This window comes from Methanocorpusculum sp. GPch4, from assembly GCF_012062385.1.
Lineage (GTDB): Archaea > Halobacteriota > Methanomicrobia > Methanomicrobiales > Methanocorpusculaceae > Methanocorpusculum > Methanocorpusculum parvum.
Map to the genome: position 1 here is coordinate 1 of NZ_SIJA01000028.1, position 26,666 is coordinate 26,666.

Consider the following 26,666-nt stretch of genomic DNA (forward strand, 5'->3'; position numbering starts at 1 on the left):
TGAACGTCGGTCACCAGGGAGAATACGCAGCCATCGCAGCATCCGCCCACTTCGGCCGCGGCGATGCATGGACCCTCTCCCCGCTGATCAAGATCTGTTTCGCAGACCCGGCCCTGAAGTTCGACTTCGCTCACCCGCGTGCAGAATTCGCCAAAGGAGCGATCCGCGAATTCATGCCCGCCGGCGAGAGATCTCTCATCATCCCGGCACAGTAAGTGGTTAAGTAACCACTCACTTTTTCTTTTTTAACCATTCACTAAAGGAAAACCTGCTCGGAGTGGAGCAGAAAAAAATGATCAGCATCTCAATCTTCTGCAGTATTGAGACGTTCTGTTCAAAAAGATTAGATGTTCACGAATGTGTCCAGTTCACCAATGAGTTCACCCATCCGCTTCAGGAGATGAGCGGCCGTATCATACGCCCCATCGGTCAATATGGAAAGCGACATCGTATTTTCCCAGGTAACGACCACAATAACGAACGGATTTCCTGTGGTGATATTTGGATAACTGAGAGCATCTTTCACCGAAACGCCGTTCCCGAAATCCACTACATCTTTTGGCAGGACTCCTGCATTCGATATGAACGGTGTCGAATAATACTCAGGCTCAAGATAGGGTCCCGCGGCTTTTGAATCAGGCTCTTCGATAGCAAACAGCTCCCCGATCCCCGGAGCAGTCATGCGGTTCCTTTCAGATAATGCGGTAACTTCATGAAGGATCGAAACAAGATCGCCCGATCCCGGGATAGGTACTCGTGACCAGTAAGACACTGAGTAGTTTTTGATCTCGTTTCGAAGATAGGGGGGGAGATATTTTCTGAGATCCGCCGCGCCGCGAATCGGCACGATCGACATCGAGGTATTGAACGTTTTCTGCACATACTCCTGTAATGCAGCCGCATACACCGTAAGCAGGACATCATTCAATGTTGCATGATGCAGATGTGCGAACGCCTTCATGTTTTTCAGCATCAGCGGTTCTATCTTATGGGTAAATAGCTTAGGCATTCCCCGTCTATCCTGCGGGACGACAAACAATTTTTTGTACTGTTGGACAGGGATCCGTTTTTCCGCTTCAGCACGGCATATTTCCGCGCAGGTCTCCAGAGAATAGGACGCAAGAAGCGGTCTCATCGACCGGTCGTCAGATTCTCGTAAGGGGACGGGTGAATAATCCGGATCCCAGCCAAGATTTCTATAACATGCCGAGATCATACCGACAATATCCCATAATCCGTGTGCGTCGGTCACCGTGTGATCTATCGAGAATACCAGCGTACATAATGACCCTTTCTGGTCAACGACAACGTGCAGAGGGGAATGTTCGGCCGGCAGGTTCTCCAGAATGGCCGTTACATTCGTAGGATCGGCACGGGTCTCCCTTACCCATTCTGGCTCCTCAGTCAGCATCACCCATCCGCTATCCTCTGACTCAGGACTGCCGTTATAATAACATCTGAGAATTCTGACAGCATCAGCAGTTTGTTTGACAGCCGTTTCCAGCCGGCCAACATCGATAGTGCCGCTCAGATCCAGCTGGAGGGAGATGAAATAAAATCTGTTATTATTAAAATTGCGTTGAAAGCGATCGAGTTTTGCGGAATGGATTATGATATCGGCCATAAGAATATATCCAGATGAGTATGTGTCGTCAGCCTATTTCTATCTCTCCAGAAAAAATCAGAGCCCGGTCGGGATCACACCCACGAAAGAAATAGAATTATTATCATCATGAAAGTACAACCAGTCTGGATACTTGAGTAGAGGTTCGGTAACAGAAGTATGGCAGTCTCCGCAAAAACACTCACATTTCGTCTCTCAAAAGACGCGGTAGGACAAATCAGTTCACTGACAGCGGAGGCGCTCAAAGAAGGAGACCTCGAGGTGTACGACGTCGAGCGTCTCCATCTTGCTGTCGAACAGGTCCTTTTGAAATGGCTCGACGTCCTCGGCGAAGGGACAGAAGGTACGTATCGGAGCGGAAAACGTCTGGGTCGTCAGTATATCAACCTCTCAGTATCGGGACCCAGAGTGAATCCCTTCGGAGAAGACGGGGGAGATTGTGTTTTAAACGGCGGCAACTCGGTCCAGACCTTGCTTGCAAATATCGGGCTCACTCCTTCCTACCATTACGTAAACGGTGAAAATCAGATCGCCCTCATGCCGAAGCGGAAAAAGATCAATCCGCTTATCTACCTGATCTGCTCGATTGTTGCCGGAGTATGCGCCGGCCTTCTCTGTCGGGAACTTCCGTATGATATCAGACATACCTTCTCTGAGGTCATCGTAACTCCTCTGTTCGACACCTTCATCGGACTATTGATCGCAACAGCGCTTCCCATGATGTTTTTATCCCTTATCTGGGGTATCTACAGTATTGGTGATACGGCCACTCTTGGAAACGTTGGAAAACGCGTCATTGGCCGATACCTCGGCAGGATCTACTTCACGCTGGTCATCTGCGCACTGGTCTGTATCCCGTTTTTTGAGTATGCAGCCAGCGGCAGTGCGGTAAGCGGGGGAGAGTTCACCGCGATATTTTCCATGATCCTGAATATCGTCCCCTCCAACCTCATCTCGCCGTTCGTCGAGGGAAACTCGCTCCAGATCATCTTTCTCGCAGTGGCATTCGGTCTTGCCATGCTGATCCTCAACAAAAAGATCCCGGTGATCGTACAGTTCGTCGGGCAGGCAAACAACATCATCCAGCTGATCATGGAATGGATCACCTCGCTTCTCCCGATCATCATCTTCATCAGCATTCTTCAGCTGATGCTCACAGATATGCTCTCCGACATGTCGGGTCTCGTAAAACTGTTTGTGATCATCCTCCTCTGTGTGAGCGCAAACCTTGTACTGATGATCATGAGTGTTTCGATCCGGAGAAAGATCTCCCCGATCCTGCTGATAAAAAAACTGCTGCCTACCTTTCTGGTCGCTCTTACGACCGCATCGTCTGCGGCGACCTTCTCGACAAACATGGAGTGCTGCGAGAAAAAGTTAGGCATCCATCATAAACTCGTGAACTTCGGCGTCCCTCTCGGGACCGCGTTCTCCCGGCCGGGACATGCGGCGATCTTCTTCTGTGTCTGTCTGTTTATGGCCGACACATATGGCGTGCCGATCACTATCTCATGGATATTTGCCGCGATACTGACTTCAGGACTCCTGGCTCTGGCAGTTCCGCCGGTTCCCGGAGGGGGTATCGCCTGCTACTCGATCTTGTTCCTGCAGCTTGGGATACCCGTCGAAGCGCTTGGTATCGCCGTTGTACTGGAGATCGTTTTGGACTTCGTAAGTACATCCCTGAACATGGTCGCCGTTCCCGTGGATATGGTCCACGTAGCAGGCGGACTGGATATGGTCGATGAAAAAGTGATGAGAGGATGACGGTCAGAATAGGAGTAGCGCGGTTTCATCCTCAATCCAATTCTGGAAGGAGTTTGTTAGGTGTGGAAGCATGAGAAAAAACCGCGAATCGACGCAAATCCGCCCTTCGGGCGAAGCGAATCGGATTTGCTTATCCTCACTTGAACACGGCGGGCCTTATCGTCCCGCCGGTTCATCCCTCATCGGGATCGTTCGGGCAAATCCTGTCGGCGCCCCGGCGCCTCCCAACTGGTCTATGTCTTCCTCATTATGGACCACACCGAGTAAGCCGTATTCAAAAATCACAAATAAAAAATTGAAGTGGAGAGATCAACTCTCATCATGTAATCCCTCTGCTCTTACTCTATCGGAAAGGGAACATCGGTTCATTACCGGATCCCAGAGTTCACAGGCATCTTTAAAACAGATTCCGGGAACCCGATCTAATGATGCACAGTAACCGAGGGTGAAAGGACACATTTTATGATTATTATCGGCTGAAACCATCCCATTTGAGATATGGTCATACAGCTGAAGCCTGCCGTGTTCATCAGTCCATGTACGCATATTTCACTCCTGTTTCTTCCCGCAACTTGGGCAGAAGACATCTCCGTTTGGCACATTCGCCGAACAGTATTTACATTGTGTACTTCCTTCAGGAGCGACATTCACCACAACCGGCGCCCCCATCCCCCCGGAAACAACAGTTGTCCCGGGATTTTGAGCAGTAGATCGGGCGGTCGCCGTATTTCCCATAGCATTCAGTGCAGAATTCATTACCTCCTTCATCTGCTCGGCATTCTCCTTATATTGACTCTGCATCATCATGTTGAAGGCCTGCTGATCCTTGATCCTAAGTTCGTTCAGCTGCTCAACTGATTCAAGTTTGGCACGAGATGCCAATGCTTCGGCGGCTGCCTTTGGATCTTTTGCATTCATTGCAAGGATCTGTTCCGGCGTGAGGCTGTTTGCTCTCTTCGCCAGTTCAAGCTGGACAAGGGCGCCGACCTTCTGATCATCGACCAGAGAAATAAGAACTTCGACCGATGCCTCGGAAAGATTTGCGATATGCTGCCTCTCATCCTCGCGTTTGATCGCCTTGTTCTGTTTTTTGAACTCCAGAAGCTGCTCGATCTCCTTGCGGTCTTTTTCCAGTTCGTGATCATGTTTTTTAGAATCCCTGGCTAGTTCATGACCTAAGTTAGCATCAACTCTCTGGTTCCCCAGTTCCTGATCAAGGGATTTTATGGTATGGTTTGCATTGATCTGACCAACGGCATCTTCCGTTCCTGCTTCACGCAGGTAAGCTTTCTTTTCGTACTCTGCTTTCGCTTTGCCTATTTCGATCTGCAGATCCTCACGCGCCCAAAGAACCTCTTTCCAGGCCCCTTCATCAAAGCCCACACAGTTCAGATGAGAGATCTCTATACCTTTGTTTCCAAAGTTCGCATTCAGATTATTCCTGAACTCGGAACTTAGTGCCTGGCTGAGAGCTGCATTTCCATACAGCTCTTCAACAGTATATTGGGATATTTTATTCTGGACAATATTTTTCAGCTCAGAGTGGATGCTTCTTTCAATGTCTGCAATACTCACGTGCTGTCCACGTTTCAAATAGTTTTCAAGGAAGGCAGCCGGGTCTTTGATCTGTGCAGTAACTTTTCCTGAAGCTCCGACAGATATGGCATTCTTTGAACGTAACTCCCCTTTTGGGATCATAAATGTAAGAGGGATTTCCCCGGCATCAACTAGAATGACAGTTGTCCGTTCATCAAGTCTCAACTGACCGATGGTATCAAAAATATTTCCAAGATTGTACACTCCTGCAGGAAGTGCTCCTTTGTAGATCCCTCCTTGAAGAAGAATGGCTTTTGTTCCCTGTTCTACAGTGAGTCGTTTTGCAAAGACACCGCGGAGATCCTGAATATCAAATCTCTGCGCGAAGTCGCCCGGCATTCTCATCCACTGACGATTTTTGCCTAATTCTTTGGAGGTGTCGGCAGTTTTGATCGTTTGCGGAGAATCCAGGAGTTTTGCTCCGCATTTCCCACAAAATGCAGCTCCCGGATCAAGTTTTGCACCACACGCGGGACATACGCCATTTGCCTGGCCTCCGAGTCTTTTACCGCACGATCCGCAAAACTGACTTCCTGCCGGGTTTTCATGACCGCAGGAACAGGTAATTTTTTTATTAAACAGCATTATAACTCCAATTGAATAAGTAATCTGTTATTATCTCCAGGACACTTAAATTATATGCCCCAGAATGAGCTTTTCCACCTCAATTCTAACAGAGGCAATACTTTCATCATCTACGCTGAGTGCTTTCATAAGACCCAGGATTTGCGCATAGTCACCAGATGATCCATCTTTTGTTGAGGCGAGAATTTCAGTGACCCGCATTTTTTCGATTTCTGCCGAAATCTCCGTATTCTCACGCTCTTCCAAAAGCTGATGTATATCGACCTGATCGAATATGTTGTGTTTCTGATGTGCCAGGTCTTTCTTTTCCTCTTTTATCCGCAGAAGGTTTGCGACTGCCAGCTGTTTGTTTTCGGTCGCAAGAATCTGTTGGAGGAGTTCTTTTTTTATGAGCATTTGATTCGCAACTTGCCGGGCTGCAAACTGCGTTTCGATTTCAGAAACTGCATCTTTTCCGGCATAGAGGTTTGCCTCAATTTTTTCGTCAGCTTCTTTCATCTGTTTCATAAGGATGGAATATTGGTATTCCAACCCGGCAGCCGTTCTCTGCAGATCACCTGAGGTGATCTTGTCAAGACCGGTTTTTCGTCCAAAGATCCCGCGGGCCATTTTCAGAACTCACTTTTTTCTAAGGATTTTTCGATGTCTTTTTCTATGGAGAGCATGCTTTCGGCTTCGGAAATATTCAGACTGCCTGCCTCGACACTATTCCAGATGTCAAACATCTGCTTTTCTGCTTCGTCAACATCGGAGTCAGAATCCGTGATGTCAAGTGCAAAGATGCGGTTGAGATCGTCGAGAATATTCTCGAAACCTTTTCCAGACAGGTTGACTTTGATGAGGGCCGACTCGAAGTTTTCAGGAGAGAGACTCTGGATTTTGTTCCAGACCTGGGTGGTTTCCAGATCCCGCTGATACTTTTTGATGATGATGAGGTTGGATACAAACATGTACTGTTTGTGTAAGGTCAGGAAGTTCTTGATTTTGAGTTTGCCGCTCATATCAAGCTGTTTCAACTCCTGAGCGATCATCTTTTTCTTGATCAGGTCAGCACCGATACCCTCATTAAAAAGGCACTTTTTGTCTTTTTCAATTGTATCGATCTCTTTTCTGAGACGGTTGATCCTGCTTTTGAGTCTGAGTTCTTCTTCCTGAAGTTCTGTGATCCTGAGTTTGTCGATCGCATTACTTTTTTTGAACAGATTTTTCAGTTCCATTTTTCTCACAAGGATTCCATTGGTTTTTTATCGATATAAATATTTCTCCAAAACGGAGAATAAATATAATTACCATAAAATACAATATCCAATGTGGTGATAGAAATATATAGTCTTAAAACATACTCCATATCTGAAATGGACTATCTTATAGTAGTGGATTATCAGTCCGATGCGGAGCGTAAACGGATAGATTACGCTATTGAACGCTGGAAGGATAAGGGGAAAATACATAAACCAAAGGGAACAGTGATCCATTATGCCGGAGATGATGTGGATGAATTTCTTGATGATCTGTATTCCCGTCTGAGTGTCGGAGCCGGATCAGTGCATATTTTCGCAGGAGATACCTATTCTCCTGATATCAATGAGCAGACAACACAGCTGAAATATACTACGACTATGGACTCTGCAGCAGTTGAGAATTTCCTGAAATATATTATGAATAAACTCGGGGCTTCGTTTGAAGGAACAAAACAGGGAATCAAATCATATACGGCATACACGAAGAAAGGACAGGCGGGGATCGATGTTGCTTTAACGGCGGGAGATAATACGGCTGTTTTGGTTATTGTGCGGGGATATGGGGAGGTTGTGTCATTTATTGCCGGAAGAATCGATAAAGAACTGAAGGTTTTCTTAGGAGATGATGAGTGATGAGTACCCACCATCATCGCGCAGCCCATACATCTGGTATCAATTACGAACAACTTGGCTGGAAATGCAAGCACCAGGGAAACTATGAAGCAGCGATCGATGCTTTCGATAAAGCAATTGTACGAAAGCAAAGAACCTACTTTGCTTTGCATGGAAAAGGTGAGTGCCTTCTTCATTTAGGTAAATATTCTGATGCCCTCAACTGTTTTGAGCATGCAATAAAAATCGATCGGCGTCATGCATGGGCATATCATGGGGCGGGACGTGTTTATCATTATCTGGAAAAATATGATCTGGCTATTGCGTATTATAACAAAAGTATTGAGATCACCAGACAGTCTGTTGTCGCCTGGCATTGGAAAGGGCGAACACTTATCGAAATGGGGGAATATGCACTCGCAGAAGAAGCTCTCAACATAGCTCTGCGAAACGCAATCGGGAGCAAACACGGCAGAGATTCGATTCCTCAGATCGAGGCGGATTTAGAACTGGCAAAGACACATAAAATGGATCCGAGTCCTCTGAGTAACGTAACACCCAACCCGAATATCATTATTTATGGTGATAATAATGCACCGGTCAATGTTGGCGGAATTCAGGCAACTGATGACGCAATACTGAATCGTTCCATAATTACGGGTGAACACGGCTCCGGGTGGAAAGACCCTGTCGAGCCGGCCATAGCTAAATCTGCAGAACAAAACCCCGGGAATACAAAACACTCAAGCATTTTTTCGCGCATTTTTCAGAAAAACACCTGCCCGGATTGCGGGACCACGATCCAAAACAATCAGAAGTATTGTAACAACTGCGGGAGGAAACTGGAATGAAAATCGATCTAAGCGGCCCTCTTTACGATGCACTGAAAAAAACAACTGCAGAGTATCATCAGCTCAAGAGTAAAAACGACATCCAAGGTTCCAGGGAAAAAGCTGGAGAGATCGCCATACTCAATCAGGAGCTTGCAAAGATCAATGTGTCCCGGAGAAAAGAACTCGAAGAACAGGCAAGAAGATGGGATGCCATTTCCAAGGGAAAGACACAGAAAACATCTGCCAAAAACACAATCACTCCCGGGATGACCAAAAACAATGGTGAGATCGAAGAAGAGCGTGATGACCTTCTGCAAAAAGCGAACTCCCTCATCACCTCTTCAAAAGTAACCTGGTCAGATATCGGCGGGCTTGATTCTGTAAAAAAACTGATGATGGAAACGGTGGTGATCGCCGGTCTGCAAAAACCCGAATCCATCAAACCCTGGAAAGGCATTCTTCTCTTTGGACCTCCTGGGACCGGGAAAACTCTTCTAGCGGCTGCGTCGGCAGGAAGTCTGGATGCAACATTCTATGATGTGAAATCGGAGAGTGTGCTCTCAAAATATTTCGGTGAATCTTCAAAACTCATCTCCGCTCTTTACACCTCGGCACGGAAATACGCACCCTCGATCGTTTTCATTGATGAGTTCGATGCTCTCAGTCAGTCCAGGGACGGGGAAACAAGTGAGGCGACGCGCAAAGTCCTCTCCAGTCTTCTTAGTGAGTTGGACGGTCTTTCCGACAAGAAAAGCGATCAGCTTCTCCTGACTCTTGCAGCGACAAATACCCCGTGGGATCTGGATACAGCAGTTTTGTCCCGTTTCCCACGGCGGATCTATGTCCCTCTTCCTGATCAGAAAGCGTGTAAGGAGATCATCAGGATCCAGACAAAGGGTATGGACATCTCAGAGGTTTCTCTGGACAGCATTTCCGCAAAGTGTGTGGAGATGCTCTATTCGGGACGTGATCTTTCCAACTTCTGTCAGCAGGCGATATGGACGATGATCCATACGGTGAATCCGGATCTCTATAAAATGGCTGAGTTGTCATTTGATGAACTGAAAAGAAGAAGTTTGGCAACGAGACCTCTTGCTGATGATGATTTTCGTGAGGCTTTTATGAAGATCCGCTCACCAATGACAAAAATTATGCTTGAGCGATACGAACAATGGAACAATCAGTGTGGTGAAGTGTAAAGATGGCATTTAGCTTTTTTAATAAGGAAAAAGAGGCAGTGGAGCGATACACGAAAGCAGCAGAGAAGGGAGATGCTACGGCACAATTCAATCTTGGAGCGAGTTATGAAGATGGAGAGGGGGTGGAGAAAGATCTGGATAAGGCGGCATATTGGTACACAAAAGCAGCAGAACAGGGAAACGCAGAAGCGCAAAACAATCTTGGGGTGTGTTATGAAAATGGAAAGGGAGTGGAGAAAGATCTGAACAAGGCGATATATTGGTACAAAAAAGCAACAGAGCAGGGAAACGCAGAAGCGCAAAACAATCTTGGGGTGTGTTATGAAAATGGAAAGGGAGTGGAGAAAGATCTGAACAAGGCGATATATTGGTACAAAAAAGCAACAGAGCAGGGAAACGCAACGGCACAATTCAATCTTGGGTTGTGTTATTCCAAAGGGGAGGGAGTGGAGAAAGATCTGAAAAAGGCAGTATATTGGTCCACAAAAGCAGCAGAACAGGGATATGCAGATGCACAAAACAATCTTGGTGTATGCTATTTCAATGGATTTGGAGTGGAAAAAGACCTGAAAAAAGCAGTGGAATGGTACACAAAGGCAGCAGAACAAGGGAATACACCTGCGCAATTCAATTTTGGTGTATGCTATGTCAAAGGGGAGGGAGTGGAAAAAGACCTGAAGAAAGCAGTTGAGTGGTTCACCAAAGCAGCCGAACAGGGTCATGCAGGTGCACAATTCGATCTTGGTGTATGCTATGCCAAAGGCCGAGGAGTGGAGAAAGACCTAAAGAAAGCAGTGGCGTGGTATCAAAAAGCTGCCGAACAGGGTCATTCTGATGCACAATTCGATTTTGGTGTATGCTATGCCACAGGTGGAGGAGTGGAAAAAGACCTGAAGAAAGCAGTTGAGTGGTATCAAAAAGCTGCTGAACAGGGTAATGCAGAGGCGCAATTCAATCTTGGTGTATACTATGAACAGGGTGATGGAATGGAAAAAAACCTGAAGAAAGCAGTTGAGTGGTATCAAAAAGCTGCCGAACAGGGCAATACAGATGCGCAATTCAATCTTGGTGTATGCTATCATATAGGTGCGGGAGTGGAAAAAGACCTGAAAAAAGCAATGGAATGGTACACCAAAGCTGCTGAACAGGGTGATGCAAAGGCGCAACACAATCTTAGTGTGTGCTATAAAAATGCCGAGGAAGTGGAGAGAGAATGTGCGGAAGTAGTAGAGTGTTACACAAAGGCAGCAGAACAGGGATCTGCAGAGGCGCAATTTAATCTTGGTATATACTATGTCAAAGGTGAAGGGGTGGAAAAAGACCTGATGAAGGCAGCGATGTGGTTTACCAACGCTGCCAACCAGGGTCATGCAAGAGCGCAATACAATCTTGGTCTGTTTTATTATAGGGGAGAGGGAGTGGAAAAAGATCAGAAAAAAGCAGTGGAATGGTTTATCAGAGCTGCTGAACAGGGTAATGCAGGTGCACAATACAATCTTGGTCTGTTTTATTATGGGGGAGAGGGAGTAGAAAAAAATCAGAAAAAAGCAGTGGAATGGTTTACTAGAGCTTCCAAACAGGGTAATGCAGAGGCGCAATTTAATCTTGGTGCATGCTATATCAATGGTTTTGGAGTGGAAAAAGACCTGAAGAAAGCACTGGAATGGTTTATCAGAGCTGCCGAACAGGGTGAGGCAGAGGCGCAAAACAATCTTGGTCTGTTTTATTATAGGGGAGAGGGAGTGGATAAAAATCTGAAAAAAGCACTGGAATGGTTTATCAGAGCTGCCGAACAGGGTGAGGCAGAGGCGCAAAACAATCTTGGTCTGTTTTATTATAGGGGAGAGGGAGTGGAAAAAGATTTGAAAAAAGCAGTTGAGTGGTATCGAAAAGCTGCTGAACAGGGTCATGCAGGTGCACAAAACAGCCTTGGTGTATGTTATGAACATGGGGATGGAGTAGAAAAAGACATGAAAAAAGCGGTTACGTGGTACACCAAAGCTGCTGAACAGGGTGATGTACTTGCACAAAACAATCTTGGTGTATGTTATTATAAGGGTGAGGAAATAGAAAAAGATCTGAAAAAAGCAGCGACTTGGTTCACCAAAGCTGCTGAACAGGGTGATGCAGAGGCGCAATCCAATCTTGGTGTATGCTATAAACAGGGTGGAGGAGTGGAAAAAGATTGGAAAAAAGCGGTTATGTGGTACACCAAAGCTGCTGAACAGGGTCATGCAGGTGCACAATTGAATCTTGCTTCATGCTATTATAAAGGAGAGGGAGTGGATAAAGACGTGGAAAAAGCAATGGAGTGGTATACAAAAGCAACAAAATGAATGGTCTCCGACAAATGAATGAGCCTGGCAAAACGTTAACGTGATTCTTGAAAACAGGATATCTCCACCGCGGGCCGCTCCGCGCCGGAGTCGCGTCCCCGCACCCCGAAATAAGAAAAGGGATTGACCCTCCTTTTTTACATATATTGGGAGATATTGAACATAAGAAAAACCCGCATGCAAGTGAGCGAAGCGAAACGGAGAGCAAACTGAAAGTTTGAGAACAAGCGAGGGCTGCAAGCCCGAACCGGAGAGCAAACTGAAAGTTTGCGAACGGGTTTTTCCTCAGCATTTGTCCAAGAGCCAAAGGCTCTTGAGACGTCTCACGAGCTTTTAGCTCGTGGACTTTTCCAGAGAGGGTGCGATTCCTGCGCAGGCGAAGCCCAAATGGGCAAAGCCAATTTGAGGCGGCACGCAAATCTTCGATTTGCACGCATCAGCCTGAGAGAGCACGACGGCGCAAGAAAAATGCGATTCAAGCGTGGGCCGAAAGCCCGAAGCGGAGAGCAAATCTTTGATTTGCGAACGAGTTAATTCGCGGAGGCGTGCAAGCCGAAGGCTTGCGTGCCGCCTCAAATGAGCAAAGCTCATTTGGGCTTATTCGCGATTTACTATTTCATGTTTCCACACCCAGCCAACTCCTTTTCAATACTATTCACGATGAAATAGCCTGCAGTCGCAAATCAAAGATTTGCTCAGCTAAGGGCGTCGACTTCGTCGCCACCCCGCGTTTGAAGGAGGGATAAGAACAGATACGACCCCCCTTGACCTTTTGGACTATTCAAAGTATTGAGCAGACCGGATTCCCGGTGTTGAACTCATCCGTCATCAATCATCAATCATCAATCATCCATCATCCTTCACTCCTGATTCCCTAAAAAAGAACTGCCTGGAAAAAATTGAGCCGCACTCTCCATGGAGAGATTTGCTGCCGATATACTCTTGTGTTATTTCTTTCTTTCTAAAAGTATATATAGTTAATTCATGGTCTCGAAAAAGTTAAAGGAAAAAAATCTCCGGGTCTTCCTCCTCCCTAAATAATATCTGAAGGATGATGGATGATTGATGATTGATGATTGATAGGAGGATAAGCGGCAACTGTCAAATTCTCTATTTCCCATTTTTCAATGGGTGAGGAGCGGGAGCGCTAATGGGGGTGGAATTGCCAACTGTCAAAGTTAGGTTATTATGTGATAAATATTAATAAATTGATTTTAATGTCATTAGCTAGATGTATTAGACGATATTGCCTAAAGAATTCTCCAAATAATATATGTGTAAAACATCACGCGATTATTGTTGCAATATCAACACGCAAATTGAGTCATAAAATTATTAGATATTTTCCATATTCGGGAGGAGCTAAGATTTTGGTGAAATGGTTCATAAATAAAAAAATCCCATTTAAAGTATATGAATGTTTAAACAAATCGGACTTAGAAAAAATAATTATTGATGATAATGCTACCGTATTGTGGATTTTTGGCCATGGACAAAAGAACGGTGTAAATCTTCAAAAAGAATTCTTTAAATATTCTTATTTTGACATAGATGTATATCGCAAACACCGTAAAAAAGAAATTAATCAATTTCATTGCAACAAAGACGAAGGAAAATCATTAACTGAAATATTAGCAGATGGAAACGGGATTGATTGGGGATATAAATACTGTTTTGGGATCTGTCCTAAACGAGATAAAAAAGGTGAGAGATATTCTGAATTAAATGAAAATGACATTAACGAATTGCTTGAGAAATATGATTATTCGATATTATAATAAGACTTCTGCAACGTAATCTCAACAGAGAGAGCACGAAGGCGCAAGAAAAATGCGATTCAAGCGTGGGCCGAAAGCCCGAAGCGGAGAGCAAATCTTTGATTTGCGAACGAGTTAATTCGCGGGGGCGTGCAAGCCTAAGGCTTGCGTGCCGCCTCAAATGGGCTTTGCCCATTTGGGCTTATTCGCGGTTAAATAAAATCTTGTTTTCCACCCAGCCTTACACTTTCCGAATCTCACCCCGATGAACTACGTTCAAACGTATAGGAACCAAAGCAAACAGGATATCCCCACCGCGGGCCCTCAGCGCCGAATCGCAAGTCCCTTTCGCTTCGCTCCGGGACTTGCTCCGCTGAGGGTGAGCCTGATGGCTCACCCCGCAGTCACCTCCCCGCACCCCAAATAAGAATCGGCGCACATCCCACAATTACTTCTGTTTTCCCGCTTGGGTTTACATCGCCGCGTATGTCCTGTCAGAAATCAAAAACACTCATCTGCTTTTGTTTCCCTTTTTCCTCAAAACGGCCCATATAATCAAACAGGGTATTGACATCAGATTCTATATCATGCTCCCGGCAGTATGTCTGAAACAGAGACTGAAGAGCAGGAGCTTGAAAACTATTCACCACATACGAACTGCCGTACGCTGAAATATACCTCTCCTTCATGCCCGGAAAATGTTCATCCAGTTTTGCATAAAAATAGTCTCTATTGCCTTCCCGCAACGTAACTCCCATCCCGAAGTTCACGATTCCCGCAACGCCCGCCTCATAACACAGGTCCAGGACGCCAAGCAGATTCTCTTCCGTATCATTGATGAACGGCAGGATGGGGCCGAGCCAGACGATCGCTGGAATATCATTGTCCCGCAGTTTTTTCAGGGCATCCGCCCGTTTGCTCGTTTCGGACACATGAGGTTCGAGGATCCTGCAGAGTTTGTCATCATAGGTCGTGAGAGTCATCTGAACGACACATTTTGTTTGAGAATGGATCTTGGTAAAAAGATCCAGATCACGCAGAACATTCGCAGATTTTGTCAGCACTCCGCACCCAAACCCATATTTCCCGATCAGCTCGAGTGCTCTTCTCGTATACTGAAGCTCCATTTCTAGGGGCAGATACGGATCTGACATCGATCCCATACCGATCATACACTTTTTGTGTTTTCTTTTCAGGGTGTTTTCCAAGAGAATGAGTGCATTTTCCTTCACTTCAACATCCTGAAAATCATGATCCATATGATAGCAGGAACTTCTTGAATCACAGTAAATACAGCCGTGAGTACAGCCCCGATACAGATTCATCCGGTTCTCTGCCGATAAAATACCTTTGGCCAAAACATAATGCATACTGTTATCCTCGCTTAGTCACTGAATTGAACACCATTCTGCCAGCGGATTAAGACTGCTCGCAAAACGCAAATGCCAGGTCAGCAGATATCTGCTGCGTCAAAGTACATATGCGTATATCCTCCAAGAACCGATCCGGCCACGATCCCGTCTTTTCCATCAATGATCCCGTCCCCGCGGGTCAGAGTAAATGCATATCTGACATCCGGATCAGGGGTCGTTTTCGAATAATGGAACTCATGACCCCGAAAGTTCATCCCCGGCGGAAAGAGAGAGGAGTCAGTTACTTTGCCGACAACATAATTCAAAGCCACGAACCGTTTTTCCATATGACAGTCCGCATCTAAAAGCCCGGTCATGGCATAGCTTTTTTCGTCCTGGGTAGTGATCGAACGGTTCAGCCACATCAGACCGCCGCACTCGCCAAACACCGGCTTGCCTGAATCGGCAGCCCGTTTCAGTTCTGTTTTACATCGGGAATTCGCCAAAGCCTCTGCATACAGTTCAGGGTATCCGCCCCCGAAGTAATATCCGTCCGCCTCCGGAAGGGGATCGTGGATCGGCGAGAAAAACACCAGTTCCGCTCCTTTTGTTCTGAGATGATCGAAGTTGTCCTGATAATAAAAACAGAATGCCTCATCGAGAGCGACCCCGACCCTGGTCTTCACCTCTGCGGGAGATGATCTCCTTTCTGCTGAGATCACTGAGGTACCTGCGGCGGCTGCCAGAAGAGAATCGAGTGAACAGTTTTCTTCGATGAATGCGCCGACATCCTTCATCCGTGCATCCTCATCCGCCATCATCAGACCCAGATGTCTGCTTTTGACCGAAAGTGAATCACTGCGCGGGATCCAGCCGAGAAGAGGAACGCAAAGATCGGTCGTCGTCATAGCTTTATGCTTTTCACTGCCCCCCTTCGTCATGATGACGCCGGCAAATCTGAGACGGGGATCGTACTCTGTATATCCTTTAACGAGAGCGGCGACACTTCTGCTCATCCCTTTGATATCCGTGACAAGGACGACCGGAGCGTCGAGAATGCGGGCGACATGCGCCGTGCTTGCACATTCTCCCCCGTCGACACCGTCATACAACCCCATCACCCCCTCGATAACGGCGATGTCTGCCCCCTCGCATGCAGAAACAAACGAACGGCGAACGGACTCCTCACCCATCATAAACGGATCGAGATTGCGCGAACTCCGGCCGCAGACAGCCGAATGATGGGAAGGATCAATGAAATCCGGGCCTACCTTAAACGGCTGGACCACCAGACCCCTTGCGCGAAGGGCCGCCATGATGCCTGATGAAGTGGTCGTTTTTCCGCATCCGCTGTGTGTTCCGGCGATCACGATACGGGGGATCCTGGTACTTGCTCTAATCATAATCGTTTACCTTATATCAGTTTAAGTTTAATTTTATAGAATTATATCTTATCATAGATAATTGGTGTTTCTTTCTTATGCATATTATGGAAGGGTTTCTGCCAGGCCCGTGGTGGCAGTTTTGGACGGTACTCGCTGCGGTCTGTGTTTTGGCAGGCATGTTCGCACTTGTCAGACTCGTCAGAAACAAACCTGCGTCGCTTCCTCTCTTAGGACTTGCCGGAGCTTTTGTCTTCATCCTTTCCTCCCTGAAACTCCCATCGATAGGCTCCTCGTCACATCCCACCGGAACAGGGTTCGGCTCGATACTCTTCGGACCTGCGGTCTGTTCAGTGTTTTGCACTATAGTACTGATATTTCAGGCACTTCTTCTCGGACACGGCGGGATCACCACGCTTGGCGCAAACATAATCTCCATGGGGGTCGCCGGTCCGCTCGCCGCGTGTATCATTTTTAAAATCGGCCATCTGATCCGGCATGAGTTTGGTATTCGGAGTTTTGCGGTGACCGTCTTTTTTGCCGCCGCTGCCGCCGATCTAAGTACCTATGTGATGACCTCGCTCCAGCTCGCTCTTGCGTATCCCGCACTCGAAGGCGGGATCCCTGCCGCCTTTCTTGTCTATCTGGGGATATTCAGCATAACCCAGGTTCCTCTCGCAGTAATCGAAGGGATCTTCATCGTTCTCGTGATGAGATTTGTGATCAGTATCCGGCCGGAGATCTTTATTTCGCTTGGCCTTCTTTCGAAAAAGGAGACGGAAATACTTATTTCAGTTTCTGAACCGGGTCACTCACCCGTATCAGGAAAGAAATGGATGACCATAGGCGTCATCATCGTTCTGCTTACGGCAGCTCTGGCGTTTTCGTTTGCGGTTTTCGGACCTCAGCCGGGCTCGGATGATCTGATCGCCGAAACACTGATCGATCTCGGGAACCTGCCGTTTTTCGATCCGCTCGGTCTTATCTCTGAAGAGATGCACGGCTGGTTCTTTGCCCTGCAGGCAGGGATCGGAGCGGCGGTCCTTGTCTTCTGCTTATATCTGCTGAAGACCAGGGCAGGGACCGGAGGTTCGGCAAAAAAACCTCACACGATATTTGATGAACATATCCTCGATGACGCTGCGATCAGCAGCCCGCTCCGGCATGTATCCGCATGGCTCAAATTAATTTTCTGTCTCTCTGCTATCGTGATCGGCGTGATCTCGCCTCTCCCGTATCTCCCGCTGTTTATCGCAGGGGTCATGATATGTGCGGCCCTCTTCATCGCAAAAGTCAGCCCCCGTCTCTATGCCTCGCTTCTGACGATCCCCCTTGTATTTGCGGGGACCGGAGCATTGGTGATCCTGTTCATCACCGGAGGGGGAGAGACGCTTGTGGACTTTTTCCGGATCGGAACATTGCATGTTCAGATCACGTCCGATTCCCTCGAACTTGCGGTCCTGGTCCTCTCGAGGACCTTTGCCGGTATGTGTTCTCTCTACTTCCTTACGCTTACGACACCGATGACCTCACTGTTCACGGTCCTGAAAAAACTCAGAGTGCCGCAGGCGTTCATCGATCTGTCCATGCTGATCTACCGGTACATCTTCGTTTTCATCGGCGAGGCGATCGCTATCCACAATGCCCAGATCATGCGGGGAGGATACGGAACATGGAAAAATTATCTCACCTCGTTTTCCATGCTGGCGTCGATGCTTTTTATCCGGACATGGGAGAAAGGAGAGGCGATATTTTTATCCATGGACGCCCGCTGTTATGACGGATGTATGGCTTTGCCTGATGAAGAGGGGAATATTACGCCGCTTTCTGTTACGTCAGTTGTTGTGTTTATAGCTTTGATTCTCGGTCTCCTGTTTGTGGAGATGACACTTATATGAATGAAAATGTACTTACCTTTGAAGATGTCCGGTTCTCATATCCGGGCCGCCCCGCATCGCTGAAAGGAATATCCTTTTCCATTAAAAAGGGCAAAAAAGTTGCCGTGGTGGGACCGAACGGAGCGGGAAAAACCACCCTTCTTCTGATGTGCAATGGGACGCTGGTGCCGGAAAATGGGAAGATCTTCGTGAACGGCGAGGAGATCGCCTATGACAGAGCGTCCCTGAGGGATGTTCGTACCAGGGTCGGTCTCGTGTTTCAGAACTCAGATTCGCAGCTGTTTGCCCCGAGTGTGTTTGCCGATGTGGCATTTGGGCCGATGAATCTGCATCTCCCGGAGGAGGAGATCCGGGAGCGGGTTTCTGATTCGCTGTTTGCGGTAGGTCTTGCGGGTTATGAAAAACGCCCCCCCCATCATCTGTCGGGAGGGGAGAAAAAGCGTGTCGCTATCGCAGGTATTCTTGCTATGCGGCCTGATATCCTGGTCGCCGATGAGCCGACAGCATCCCTCGATCCAGCGACCGCTGCCGAGATCATGGATCTTTTGGACGAACTCCATGAAGACGGGACGACGATCCTTCTCTCGACCCATGATGTTGAACTTGCCTACCGCTGGGCGGATGAGGTGATCCTTCTTGCAGACGGGAAGGTCCTGCATCAGGGTCAACCTGCCGAGGTCTTCACCGACTATGATCTGATGAAGACGGCGAGGATGACGCCGCCGATCCTGCTTGATCTGTATTTGGAACTGGTCAGAAGAAGTATTCTGGTGCCGGGCATTCCACCCAAAGGAATTCCGGAGATGACCCGGCTCGTTGAAGGATCGTGCCCTGTCATGACCGGGACGATCTATCTCGCAGATACGGATGATCTTACCCCGGAGTCGGCGAAAATGATCCTCGCAAAACATCCGCACCGGCATACAGGAGCGATGGGGACCCGGGCAAAAAAGTTCTGTTATCTCTCGGAGATCCCGCTCGAATACACACACGGCGTTGTGGACAAGTGTCTTCTTTCCGTCATGAGCGGGGAGGACACCATGATCCTCACCTGCGGAGGTATGCTTGACCGGGTCGAGCTTCGGGCTGCAGCGTTTGCAAAAGAAAGCGGGATCGATGTGAAGGTCATACGGGTCTGATCTGACATTCCACAGATGATATGCAAACTTTCATCCTGAAGGGGGTCATCTATGCAATATGCCGTCATACAAATATATTTCAGGCAAAAAATACATCATTAATTCATGATAGAGTGGATCATCAGGATAAATAGCTCCTTGATACCACGGAGCATGATTCTATGAGAAATGCAATGATCAATGCATGGATCAATCTTACGGCGTTCCTCGCCGCTTTGGCCTCGATCGTGACCGGGTATGTTCTCTGGATCTATTTCCCTCTGGGATCTAATAGGGGATCGATGGATTTTCTCAATATCAGTTACCAATCCTGGTATGACCTTCACTTCTATACGAGTACGCTGTTTGTGATCCTCGTTGCCATCCATCTTATTCTCCATTACCGCTGGATTCGGAATATGCGTTCAATGCTCATGAGCAAAAAATAGACCAGGAATCTTTTCCTCACTTTTTGTGTACAAAACGAGTGGGATGGTATAATATATAGAGATCATCACGACAGGGGTATTCTCATCCAAACCAGTTATTCTATATCTCCTTACAGCAAATACTTCACCAATACATTTTCATTACTGAAAATAGTTTTACTTAGGAGACCACAGAATGGATTTACCCGGAGGACCTACCCAGCCGGAAGTCATGGCCGTTTCTCTTGCAAAACTGGGCATCCGTTTGGGTGACACGGTCGTGGATATCGGCTGCGGGACCGGTACGGTCACGCTCGAGATGGCAAAACTCACCGGACCCGGCGGACAGGTTTACGCAGTTGACCGAAGGCAGGAGGCAATAGCCTGCACGCGGGAGACGTGTAAAGACAGGGAAGTTGAGATCTTCGCAGGCGAAGCACTTGATTTTCTTGCCTTACCGCATAAACCGATCGACTGCGCATTTCTTGGAGGAAGCCGAAACATGCATGAGATACTTGGCCGTCTTCAAAAGGAGGGGACCCGAAGCATCGTCGTGAATGCCGTACTGCTGGAGACCGCTGTCGAGACCATTCATGCTATGAAAGAGCTGGATATCTTCATCGAAGCCGTCCATCTGCAGGTCTCCAGATCCCATGATCTCGTGGAGCGTATCATGTTTCAACCAATCAATCCCGTTTATATCATACACGGGGGTAGAAAATGCTGACCGCAGTGGGCTTAGGCCCGGGCGACGCCGAACTTCTGACCCTCAAAGCGGTTCGCATATTAAAAGAAGCTGACACGGTTTTTGTGCCCGGCGGCATTGCTCTTGAATTAGTCAGACCCTATGCAAAAACCATCGTCACGCTGGAATTTCCAATGACCAGAAATGAAAAGGAAATCACGGCATGTATGATGAGAAATGCCGAAAAGATCCTGCCTGCCGCAAAAAGCGGCAACGCTGTGTTCGGACTGATCGGAGACCCGAATTATTACTCCACCTTCTCACGCCTTGCGGAGATGGTGAAAGCGCTGGTCCCTGACCTGATCGTCGAAACGATCCCGGGGATCAGCTCGATCACCGCCGTGGCATCCCATGCGAAAATCCCCGTCAACGGTGCATTTATGGTGACGGACGGACCCGTCATCCCCTCGACAAAGATCCTGATGAAGGTCACACGGCCGAGAACCGCGGCTGAACAGCTGAAAACTGCCGGCTACAATGATTTCATCGTTGTTGAACGGATGTATATGGAAGGAGAGAAGGTCTATCGGGGCGTTCTTCCCGAAAAAACCAACTACTTCAGCATCATGATCGCGAGGAAGGTATGAAGTATTATATCGTCGGTGCCGGATGCGGGGACCCGGGGCTCATCACTGTCAAAGGCATGGACCTTTTGAAACGTGCCGAGATCCTCATCTACGCAGGCTCGCTCGTAAATCCCGAGCTTGTCGCCGCATCGCCTGCAGAGGTAAAGCTTGATTCATGGGGAATGAAGCTCGAAGAGATCACCCGCGTGATCGAAGACGGGGTGCGGGCCGGCCGGTTCGTCGTCCGTCTCCACTCAGGCGACCCGGCGATCTACGGCTCGATCGTTGAACAGATCGCCCCTCTCGAGGCAAAAGGGATCCATGCCGAGATCATCCCGGGCGTTTCGTCGATGTTCGGCGCCGCAGCCGCACTGCAGGCCGAATACACGCTTCGCGGGGTTTCTGAATCCGTGATCGTGACCCGATCAGCGGGAGAGACGCTCGACGCAGATCAGATCGCCGAGCTCTCCGCTCACGGAACAACGATGGTCATCTTTTTATCGACCGGGCACATCGATTCTGTGATGAAAAAACTGCAGCGTCCCCCGGAAACACCGGTCGCCGTGGTCTATCATGCTTCGTGGCCGGATCAGATGATCATAAAAGGAACTATCGGGACAATCGCCGCAAAGGTGCACGATGCGGAGATAACCCGCTCGGCACTGATCATCGTCGGCGACATTGTTGCCGGGATCCACGCAGCATATACCAACTCCCACCTCTACGGATGAAGATCGTCGTTGTCACTCTGCCAAGATTCCGGGAAGCCGGAATGCGCATCGCAGCTTTTCTGGAAGCGGAGCTTGTCCCCTACGCGCCGGACATCTTCGCTGAACTGTATGGAAAATGCGATGTGATCGTCGGCGTGATGTCGGCAGGGATCGCGGTTCGCGGCTGTGCTCCGCTCCTGACCGATAAATGGCATGACCCGGCGGTCATCGTGGTCACCCCGGATCTGCGGTATGCCATCCCAGTTCTCGGCGGCCATCACGGCGGAAACGAAGTTGCAAAGCGGCTCGCTGAACTTGGGATCGAACCGGTTATTTCGACCGCGACAGAGGTGATGGGCAGACCCTCTGTCGAAGAGACTGCAAAAACCGGCGGGTTCACGATCGTCAACCGATCTTCGACGAGAGAGGTGAACGGCGCGATATTGGACGGCGATGTGCCGATCATTCGCGTGCAGGCTCCAAAGATCGTCGTCGCGGATCCGGGAGTTTCGGTTCTTGTGACCGATTCACCGTATGTGATCGGGATCGGGTGCCGGCTTGGAACGACAGCTGATGAGATCCGCTCAGCGATTTCTGCAGCATGCAAAGATGCGGATATCCCGGAGAATTCAGTAACATTATTCGCGACGACCCTGAAAAAGTTCCATGAAAAGGGACTTCACGAGGGGATCGCGGCACTCGCCGGAAACCTCATCTTTCTGGATGATGACACTATCAACAAACAGATACCGGCAACTCCATCCCGTGCGGAGATGCTCGGACTCTGCGGAGTTGCGGAGCCCTGTGCTCTCGCTCTCTCGAAAACCGGCTCCCTCATACTGAAAAAAACCGTATACGGGCGTGTAACTATTGCAATAGGAAGATAACATGAGTATTTTATGGATCGTAAGTTCAGGCCCGGGAAGCACACAGCAGCTTACCCCCGCCGCAATGAAGGCAATTGCCTTGGCTGATGTGATCATCGGCAATGCATTCTATCTGGATATGCTTGAACCGCTGTTGAAAAACAAACAGGTCATCCGAAGTGCGATGGGAAAAGAGGTCGACCGTGCCCGCGAGGCGTGCCGCCTTGCAAAAGACCACACTGTGGCAATGGTCTCGGGAGGAGATGCCGGCGTCTATGGTATGGCGAGCATCGTTCTTGAGATGGTCGAACGCGAGTTCCCGTCCCAGGAAGTCATCATGCTGCCCGGCGTTACTGCGGCCACCGCGGCGGCGAGCCGGCTCGGATCCCCGATCTCAGGGGACCATGTGACCCTGAGTCTCTCTGACCTCCTGACGCCCTGGGAGATCATCGAAAAACGCCTAGGTCTTGCCGCACAGATGGGCACGCCGATCGCTCTTTATAATCCGAAGAGCCGCGGACGCCCGCTGAACCTTGCCAAAGCTCTCAAGATCATTCTGACCTGCCGCGACCCGGAAACGCCGGTCGGCATTGTTAAGAATGTGTTCCGGGAAGGCGAAGAGACCCATATAACAACGCTTCGGGAGCTCGCCGAAAATGATGATATTGTGGATATGCACTCGATTTTGATCATCGGCGGCGAAGAAAGCAGAATCTGGAAGGAGGATGAAGATGTCAAAGGAATCATTACACCCCGTGGTTACCACAGAAAATACGTATACTGATATCGGCGCAGACACACCGGAAGGATTTTCCATCTCTTCACGGAGCCGGAGCCTTGCCCGGGAAGCTGTCGGGAATGAAACGCCTGAAGACCGTATCAGGCAGAGATGTTCGATCGCGGTTGGAGACTGGGCAATGGCAGACCTTCTCCGGTTTTCCCACGACCCGGTAACTGCCGGACTTCGAGCCCTCGAAGCCGGCGCCCCGATCTTCACCGATATCCGCATGGTCCTGACCGGGATCCAGAAGAAAGGCCATTCCTCAACGGTCGAGTGCGCCTTGGATTATGGCGCTGACATTTCGAAAGATTTGGGGATCACCCGCAGTTCCGCCGGGTTCATTGCCCTGAAAGAGCGGCTCGACGGCTCGATCATCGTGATCGGGAACGCCCCGAGTGCTCTTCTGACGGTCTGTTCATTTGTGGATGAGGGCATCCGTCCGGCTCTCGTGATCGGAACCCCGGTCGGGTTTGTCAATGCGGCTGAGTCGAAGGAAGTTCTTCGCACGAAGCCCGTTGCATCGGTTTCGAACGTCGGGACCCGGGGCGGGACGCCGATCGCGGTGGCTTCGCTGAATGAGATCATTACGATGTTTACTGAACTGAGAAAATGATCGATCCGGTCACTGGTTTTGCATATCCTGAGTCGTGGACGGAAAAATGCCGTGATGAAAAAGCATTGGCAGCCGCAAAAAGCGGTTTTGGCGTGCTGACCTCGACCGGCGCTGTTCTCCGACGGGGGTTCACCACCGGTTCAACGGCGGCGGCGGCGTGTTACGCTGCGGTCGCCTCGCTTGCTTTCCCCGTTGATTCTGCCCCGATCCTTCTCCCCTGCGGGATCCTCGCCGAGATCCCTGCTGTCGGAAAAGACGGGGAAGGCTCTGCCAGAAAATTTTCAGGAGACTATCCTAACGATATCACGGCAGGGATCCTTATCTGTGCGAAGGCTTCTCCTGCAGGTGAGATATCTCTCGAGACCGGTGAAGGGGTCGGCAGGTTCGTTCGGGAAACGCCCCGTTACCAAAAAGGCGCTGCCGCCGTAAGCCCGCCTGCGAAAAAAGAGATACTAGATGCGATCTCTTCAGCATGCCGTGCGGCAGGACTTCCCGGAGCCTCGGTCATACTCACGATCCCCGACGGCCGAAGGATCGGGGCACTGACCCTGAACCCGAAGGTCGGTATCGAAGGGGGCATTTCCGTTGTCGGAACGACCGGGTTTGTTGAACCCTGGGACGATCATCTCTCGGAAACGGTGAGTGAGCGGATCGCTGAAGCGAAAAATGTGGTCATCACCACCGGAAGGATCGGGCTTCGTTACTCAAGACTTCTTTTCCCTGATCACGAAGTGGTCCTTGCCGGATCGAAGCTCGCTGAAAGTGTGAAGGCAGCGGGAAACTGCGAAAAGGCTGTCATCTGCGGTCTGCCCGGCCTTATTCTGCGGTTTTTCCATCCTGAAGTCGCGACCTCCCGGGGTTTTCCGACCGTCGAAGAGCTGATCGCCGGACCTGACGGTATATCCGTTCTCGCAGAAGAGCTGGACGCAGCAAAGCAGAAATACCCCTGGCTTCGTATCGTTATTATGGATAGGAACGGTCAGGTCATCGGAGATACACAATGAAAATCGTAGGTGTCGGATGCGGCGAAGGAATGCTCACGAAGGAGGCAGAGACCGCGTTACGTGAAGCAAAAAGCGTGTACGGATCAAAACGTGCGATCGAACTGGTCAGAGCATCCATCCCAAAAGATGCGGATGTCGTCGAGATAACGGACTACAAAGCGCTTCGAACGCTTCCCGATGACGCGGTCGTTTTATCGACAGGAGACCCCCTGATGGCAGGGCTCGGGTATCTGCCGGGGGAGGTGATCCCGGGGATCTCGTCGATGCAGACAGCGTTTGCGAGGCTGCATGTCCCGTGGACAGATGTCGCGGTCGTCAATGCTCATGGAAAAGATCACAAAGCTGCCGTTTCACGCACGGTCCAGGATATCGCCGCCGGCCATACGGTTTTTCTTATAGCAGATCCGGATCTTTCGATCGATGAGCTGGCACGTTCGCTTTCTCCTTCGGTGAAGATCGCGGTCTGTGAGGATCTTGGATATCCAAACGAACGGATCACACAAGGAACTGCCGGCAATCCTCCAAAAGTTCTGAGCCGGTTGTTTTGTATAATCTGCGGGTATTAAAAATCCATTCCTGAAAAAAGACTGCTGGAAAAATATGTGATGGGAGGAGCCTCTCTCACTCCTCTTCCTGTTTTCCCCGTTTTGCTTTTGCCGAGGCATTCCAGTAGCCGAAGAAGTAGCCGATGATGATCGCCCCTATCGCAGCCTGGAGACAAAAGAAGAGAGACTCGATCTCGCCGCTCGGGGGTGCCCAGATGGACTCGAACCAGGGAGTATAGCCTGTTTCATCGATCATCTCGGCGGCGCCTCCGTCAGCACCTCCCCATCCTTCCTCTTCTCCGCTGCCGGACTGAACGAAGGCCAGGGTTGCGACCACAAGAAGTACAATGACGAGTATCCCGACAAGGATCTCGAGATGGGCTTTTTTCATGCTGCCTCTCCCTGGATTTTTGCGATCTCTTCATCCTGAATGATACCGAGCTTCTTTAAGATCTCAGGCTTCACACGGACGATATACTTTGCAACAAGCCCGCAGATGATTCCTTCTATCACTGCGAGCGGGATCTGAGTGACGGCAAAGATCCCGGCAAATGCGATAAAAGCCGTAAGGATGCTGCCCTCGACCGGAAACACTAATGCAAGCTGCAGTGAGGTCACGGTATAGGTAACCAGATTTGCGGCCGCCGCGGTGATGAAGACCGCAGTTCCAAGACCGACCTTTCCGGTTTTTCGAAGGCCGACAAAGATGAGCCAGGCAACAAACGGTCCCGCGATCGCCATGGAAAATACGTTTGCTCCTAGCGTTGTCAGTCCGCCGTGGGCAAGCAGCAGCGCCTGGAACAAGAGAACGATCGTTCCAAGAACCGAGGTGATGAACGGTCCGAAAAACGCAGCGGAAAGCCCGGTTCCGGTCGGGTGAGAACAGCTTCCCGTTACTGACGGGATCTTGAGTGCGGAAAGTACGAAGACAAAGGCGCCGGAAACCGCCATCAGCGGGAGAACGCGCCGGTCCTCCTGAATCATTTTGGTCATTTTCCAAATACCGTAGATGACAAACGGAGCTGAAAGAACAGCCCAGAATATACACCAGCCGATGGGTAAATACCCCTCCATAATGTGCATAATAAAAATTGTTTTAACTAATATT

25 protein-coding genes and 1 pseudogene are annotated in these 26,666 nt (G+C 49.2%); 18 read left to right on the forward strand and 8 right to left on the reverse strand.

All coding sequences use genetic code 11. From position 1 onward, the window contains the following. Positions 1 to 215 (forward strand): annotated as a pseudogene (locus EYA77_RS02000) (coenzyme-B sulfoethylthiotransferase subunit alpha); the annotation flags it as partial. Positions 216 to 343: 128 nt separating this feature from the next. Here the strand turns inward: EYA77_RS02000 and EYA77_RS02005 are convergent. Next, entirely contained in the window at positions 344 to 1,624 is a 1,281-nt protein-coding gene (locus EYA77_RS02005) for a hypothetical protein (RefSeq protein WP_167815712.1), read from the reverse strand. Positions 1,625 to 1,783: 159 nt separating this feature from the next. Between EYA77_RS02005 and EYA77_RS02010 the strand changes: the two genes are divergently transcribed. Beyond that, the gene (locus EYA77_RS02010; RefSeq protein ID WP_167815713.1) at positions 1,784 to 3,391 is read left to right on the forward strand and encodes a dicarboxylate/amino acid:cation symporter; all 1,608 of its coding nucleotides are present in this window, start codon (positions 1,784 to 1,786) and stop codon (positions 3,389 to 3,391) included. A gap of 549 nt (positions 3,392 to 3,940) precedes the next feature. On the opposite strand, the gene EYA77_RS02015 is transcribed toward EYA77_RS02010, so the two are convergent. From EYA77_RS02015 to EYA77_RS02025, 3 genes are read right to left on the reverse strand one after another with little or no spacing between them, the layout of a single operon-like run. Further along, complete coding sequence (locus tag EYA77_RS02015; RefSeq protein WP_167815714.1) at positions 3,941 to 5,572, reverse strand: zinc-ribbon domain-containing protein; 1,632 nt, start codon at positions 5,570 to 5,572, stop codon at positions 3,941 to 3,943. 45 nt (positions 5,573 to 5,617) lie between these two features. Next, positions 5,618 to 6,181 (reverse strand): hypothetical protein, encoded by a 564-nt coding sequence (locus EYA77_RS02020; RefSeq protein WP_167815715.1) that lies wholly within the window; start codon positions 6,179 to 6,181, stop codon positions 5,618 to 5,620. A 2-nt stretch (positions 6,182 to 6,183) separates the two neighbouring features. Continuing rightward, positions 6,184 to 6,789, reverse strand: a complete 606-nt coding sequence (locus EYA77_RS02025; RefSeq protein WP_042699366.1) for a hypothetical protein — start codon at positions 6,787 to 6,789, stop codon at positions 6,184 to 6,186. Between the two features lie 93 nt (positions 6,790 to 6,882). On the opposite strand from EYA77_RS02025, the gene EYA77_RS02030 reads away from it, so the two are divergent. From EYA77_RS02030 to EYA77_RS02050, 5 genes are all read left to right on the forward strand, one after another. Beyond that, a complete protein-coding gene (locus EYA77_RS02030; RefSeq protein WP_143745008.1) occupies positions 6,883 to 7,446 on the forward strand; it encodes a hypothetical protein in 564 nt (187 codons plus the stop codon). After that, positions 7,446 to 8,276: a tetratricopeptide repeat protein gene (locus EYA77_RS02035; RefSeq protein ID WP_209314990.1), complete on the forward strand. Its 831-nt coding sequence runs from the start codon at positions 7,446 to 7,448 to the stop codon at positions 8,274 to 8,276. Before EYA77_RS02030 ends, EYA77_RS02035 begins: the two co-directional genes overlap by 1 nt. After that, on the forward strand, positions 8,273 to 9,457 hold the full coding sequence (locus EYA77_RS02040) for a 26S protease regulatory subunit (RefSeq protein ID WP_167815717.1): 1,185 nt from the start codon (positions 8,273 to 8,275) through the stop codon (positions 9,455 to 9,457). Before EYA77_RS02035 ends, EYA77_RS02040 begins: the two co-directional genes overlap by 4 nt. A gap of 2 nt (positions 9,458 to 9,459) precedes the next feature. Beyond that, the gene (locus tag EYA77_RS02045; protein WP_167815718.1) at positions 9,460 to 11,793 is read left to right on the forward strand and encodes a tetratricopeptide repeat protein; all 2,334 of its coding nucleotides are present in this window, start codon (positions 9,460 to 9,462) and stop codon (positions 11,791 to 11,793) included. A 1,217-nt stretch (positions 11,794 to 13,010) separates the two neighbouring features. Continuing rightward, positions 13,011 to 13,571 carry a hypothetical protein gene (locus EYA77_RS02050; protein WP_155897874.1) on the forward strand — a complete coding sequence of 187 codons (561 nt, stop codon included), beginning with the start codon at positions 13,011 to 13,013 and terminating at the stop codon, positions 13,569 to 13,571. Between the two features lie 473 nt (positions 13,572 to 14,044). On the opposite strand, the gene EYA77_RS02055 is transcribed toward EYA77_RS02050, so the two are convergent. Both EYA77_RS02055 and EYA77_RS02060 read right to left on the reverse strand, forming a co-directional pair. Continuing rightward, a complete protein-coding gene (locus tag EYA77_RS02055) occupies positions 14,045 to 14,920 on the reverse strand; it encodes a radical SAM protein (protein ID WP_167815720.1) in 876 nt (291 codons plus the stop codon). A gap of 80 nt (positions 14,921 to 15,000) precedes the next feature. Beyond that, the gene (locus EYA77_RS02060; RefSeq protein WP_167815721.1) at positions 15,001 to 16,305 is read right to left on the reverse strand and encodes a cobyrinate a,c-diamide synthase; all 1,305 of its coding nucleotides are present in this window, start codon (positions 16,303 to 16,305) and stop codon (positions 15,001 to 15,003) included. A gap of 86 nt (positions 16,306 to 16,391) precedes the next feature. Between EYA77_RS02060 and EYA77_RS09940 the strand changes: the two genes are divergently transcribed. The 11 genes from EYA77_RS09940 to EYA77_RS02115 all read left to right on the forward strand — a co-directional run bounded on the left by EYA77_RS09940 (position 16,392) and on the right by EYA77_RS02115 (position 25,579). Beyond that, entirely contained in the window at positions 16,392 to 18,182 is a 1,791-nt protein-coding gene (locus EYA77_RS09940; RefSeq protein ID WP_306463685.1) for an energy-coupling factor ABC transporter permease, read from the forward strand. After that, complete coding sequence (locus EYA77_RS02070) at positions 18,179 to 19,321, forward strand: energy-coupling factor ABC transporter ATP-binding protein (RefSeq protein ID WP_167815723.1); 1,143 nt, start codon at positions 18,179 to 18,181, stop codon at positions 19,319 to 19,321. Before EYA77_RS09940 ends, EYA77_RS02070 begins: the two co-directional genes overlap by 4 nt. 161 nt (positions 19,322 to 19,482) lie before the next feature. Continuing rightward, positions 19,483 to 19,749, forward strand: a complete 267-nt coding sequence (locus tag EYA77_RS02075) for a DUF4405 domain-containing protein (protein WP_042700485.1) — start codon at positions 19,483 to 19,485, stop codon at positions 19,747 to 19,749. Between the two features lie 175 nt (positions 19,750 to 19,924). After that, positions 19,925 to 20,455 (forward strand): precorrin-6Y C5,15-methyltransferase (decarboxylating) subunit CbiT, encoded by a 531-nt coding sequence (cbiT, locus tag EYA77_RS02080; RefSeq protein WP_042700487.1) that lies wholly within the window; start codon positions 19,925 to 19,927, stop codon positions 20,453 to 20,455. Further along, complete coding sequence (locus tag EYA77_RS02085) at positions 20,449 to 21,060, forward strand: cobalt-factor II C(20)-methyltransferase (protein ID WP_167815724.1); 612 nt, start codon at positions 20,449 to 20,451, stop codon at positions 21,058 to 21,060. The genes cbiT and EYA77_RS02085 overlap by 7 nt, the downstream gene beginning before the upstream one ends. Next, positions 21,057 to 21,770 carry a cobalt-precorrin-4/precorrin-4 C(11)-methyltransferase gene (locus EYA77_RS02090; protein WP_167815725.1) on the forward strand — a complete coding sequence of 238 codons (714 nt, stop codon included), beginning with the start codon at positions 21,057 to 21,059 and terminating at the stop codon, positions 21,768 to 21,770. The genes EYA77_RS02085 and EYA77_RS02090 overlap by 4 nt, the downstream gene beginning before the upstream one ends. Further along, positions 21,767 to 22,636 (forward strand): cobalt-precorrin 5A hydrolase, encoded by an 870-nt coding sequence (cbiG, locus tag EYA77_RS02095; protein WP_167815726.1) that lies wholly within the window; start codon positions 21,767 to 21,769, stop codon positions 22,634 to 22,636. Before EYA77_RS02090 ends, cbiG begins: the two co-directional genes overlap by 4 nt. A gap of 1 nt (position 22,637) precedes the next feature. Beyond that, entirely contained in the window at positions 22,638 to 23,399 is a 762-nt protein-coding gene (cobJ, locus tag EYA77_RS02100; RefSeq protein ID WP_167815727.1) for a precorrin-3B C(17)-methyltransferase, read from the forward strand. Next, positions 23,347 to 24,009 carry a precorrin-8X methylmutase gene (locus tag EYA77_RS02105; RefSeq protein ID WP_167815728.1) on the forward strand — a complete coding sequence of 221 codons (663 nt, stop codon included), beginning with the start codon at positions 23,347 to 23,349 and terminating at the stop codon, positions 24,007 to 24,009. Before cobJ ends, EYA77_RS02105 begins: the two co-directional genes overlap by 53 nt. After that, positions 24,006 to 25,013, forward strand: a complete 1,008-nt coding sequence (locus EYA77_RS02110) for a cobalt-precorrin-5B (C(1))-methyltransferase (protein WP_167815729.1) — start codon at positions 24,006 to 24,008, stop codon at positions 25,011 to 25,013. The genes EYA77_RS02105 and EYA77_RS02110 overlap by 4 nt, the downstream gene beginning before the upstream one ends. Next, entirely contained in the window at positions 25,010 to 25,579 is a 570-nt protein-coding gene (locus tag EYA77_RS02115) for a cobalt-precorrin-7 (C(5))-methyltransferase (protein WP_167815730.1), read from the forward strand. The genes EYA77_RS02110 and EYA77_RS02115 overlap by 4 nt, the downstream gene beginning before the upstream one ends. A 55-nt stretch (positions 25,580 to 25,634) precedes the next feature. On the opposite strand, the gene EYA77_RS02120 is transcribed toward EYA77_RS02115, so the two are convergent. Then, positions 25,635 to 25,949 carry an energy-coupling factor ABC transporter substrate-binding protein gene (locus tag EYA77_RS02120; protein WP_095641956.1) on the reverse strand — a complete coding sequence of 105 codons (315 nt, stop codon included), beginning with the start codon at positions 25,947 to 25,949 and terminating at the stop codon, positions 25,635 to 25,637. After that, complete coding sequence (locus tag EYA77_RS02125; RefSeq protein ID WP_095641955.1) at positions 25,946 to 26,641, reverse strand: energy-coupling factor ABC transporter permease; 696 nt, start codon at positions 26,639 to 26,641, stop codon at positions 25,946 to 25,948. The genes EYA77_RS02120 and EYA77_RS02125 overlap by 4 nt, the downstream gene beginning before the upstream one ends. Positions 26,642 to 26,666: the final 25 nt, after the last annotated feature.